Here is a 1,841-nt window from a genome sequence, read left to right as displayed (position 1 = left end):
GAGCCGCGAGCGAGAGGAGCGCAAGTGAGCATCGGGGAACGGGCACGGTACGGCGGCGACGCTCCCGTCTTCCGCTCCGCCGGGGACGGCGACGTCCCGGGCGTGGTGGAACTCGTGAACTCCGCCTACCGCGGCGACACCTCCCGGCAGGGCTGGACCACCGAGGCCGACCTGCTGGGCGGGCAGCGCGCCGACGCCGCGCAGATCGCCGAGCTGCTGGCGCGCCCCGATACACGGGTGGTGCTGGCGGAGCGCGACGGGCGGCCTGTGGCCTGCTGCGAGCTCGCCGACGGCGGCGACGGCTCCGCCTACTTCGGCATGTTCGCGGTCAGCCCCGCCGCCCAGGGCGGCGGGCTCGGGCGCCGCGTGCTCGCCGAAGCCGAGCGCACCGCCGCCGAGGAGCTCGGCAGCGCCGCGATGCGGATGACGGTGCTGCGCCAGCGCACCGACCTGATCGCCTGGTACGAGCGCCGCGGCTACCGGCGCACCGGCGCGACCGCGCCGTTCCCCTACGGCGACGAGCGCTTCGGGCTGCCCAAGCGCGACGACCTGGTCTTCGAGGAGCTGGCCAAGCCCCTGGGGGCGTGAGGCCCGGGCGGCCCCGGGTCTTCGGCGGCGGCATCAGCCTTCGTAGTGCACGCCCTCCTCCAGGCCCAGCCACGCGGCCATGCGCTCGGCCTGGGCATGCAGCTCCGCGGCGGCGCCGGGCGGCGCGTGCTCCTCGAACGCGCCCCGCCGCACCAGCAGCCGCCGGGCGCGGCGGTCGGCCTTGAGATCGACGCGCGCCACCAGGTCCTCGCCGAGCAGGAACGGCAGCACGTAGTAACCGTGTACACGCTTGGCCGCAGGGACGTAGAGCTCCAGCCGGTAGCGGAAACCGAACAGCGCCTCGGTGCGCGAGCGCTCCCACACCAGGGAGTCGAACGGGCTCAGCAGCGCGCGGGCATCGACCTTGCGCGGGACGCGGGCGTCGCGGTGCAGATAGGCGGGCCGCTGCCAGCCGGCGACGCCGACCGGTACGACCTCGCCGGCCTCGACCAGTTCGGCCAGCGCCGTACGGGCCTCGGCGGCGCCGAGCCGGAAGTAGTCGCGCAGGCACTGCTCGGTGCCGACGCCGTGCGAGCGCGCCGCGATCGCCATGAGTTCGCGCCGCGCGTCGGCGGGGTCGGGATCGGGGGCGCCGTGGACCTCGTCCGGGAGAACACGCTCGGTGAGGTCGTAGCGCCGCTCGAACTGGGCGGTGCGGCCGTCGGTGGTGACCTCGCCGGACCAGAACAGGAACTCCAGCGCCTTCTTGACCAGCGACCAGTTCCACCCCCAGTGCTCGCGCGGACGGGCGGATCCGTGCTCCAGTCCGGACTCGATCCGCCGCGCGGTGGCCGGGCCGGTGCGCGCGACCTCCTCGCGCACCGCTGCGACGAGACCGGGATGTTCGTCGGCGGTGCGGCGCATGGCGCCCCAGGCTTCGCTGCGGGCGCGTTCCATGCGCCAGCGCAGCAGCCGGTGCGTGGCCGGCGGGATCAGGCTGGCCTCGTGCGCCCAGTACTCCACCAGCCGTCCGCCGCGCCGGGTGGCCGCGCGGTCCAGCAGCGCCGTGTCGTAGCGGCCCAGCCGGGCGAATACCGGCAGGTACTGGCTGCGTGCCAGCACGTTCACGCTGTCGATCTGGACGGCCCCGACGCGGTTGATCACCCGTTGCAGATGGCGGGCGGTGGGTTTGCCCGACGGCGGGGGATCGGCGAAGCCTTGGGCCGCGAGTGCGACACGGCGGGCCTGGGAGGCGGAGAGCGCGGCGTCGCGGCGGGGGTGGGCGGAAGCGGGTTCGTGCATCGGGTCCGAGA

The 1,841-nt window shown here is 75.1% G+C and carries 2 protein-coding genes; one reads left to right on the top strand and one right to left on the bottom strand.

Annotated features, from left to right (window positions below):
• The first annotated feature begins 24 nt into the window (after nucleotides 1-24).
• Nucleotides 25-588, top strand: a complete 564-nt coding sequence (locus D452_RS0101265) for a GNAT family N-acetyltransferase (protein ID WP_017542351.1) — start codon at nucleotides 25-27, stop codon at nucleotides 586-588.
• A gap of 33 nt (nucleotides 589-621) precedes the next feature.
• On the opposite strand, the gene D452_RS0101260 is transcribed toward D452_RS0101265, so the two are convergent.
• Nucleotides 622-1,830 (bottom strand): winged helix-turn-helix domain-containing protein, encoded by a 1,209-nt coding sequence (locus D452_RS0101260; RefSeq protein ID WP_026128866.1) that lies wholly within the window; start codon nucleotides 1,828-1,830, stop codon nucleotides 622-624.
• Nucleotides 1,831-1,841: the final 11 nt, after the last annotated feature.

This window comes from Nocardiopsis prasina DSM 43845 (genome assembly GCF_000341265.1).
Lineage (GTDB): Bacteria > Actinomycetota > Actinomycetes > Streptosporangiales > Streptosporangiaceae > Nocardiopsis > Nocardiopsis prasina.
Note: the sequence above shows the minus strand (reverse complement) of the source record. Positions and strands in the feature narration are given on the sequence as shown.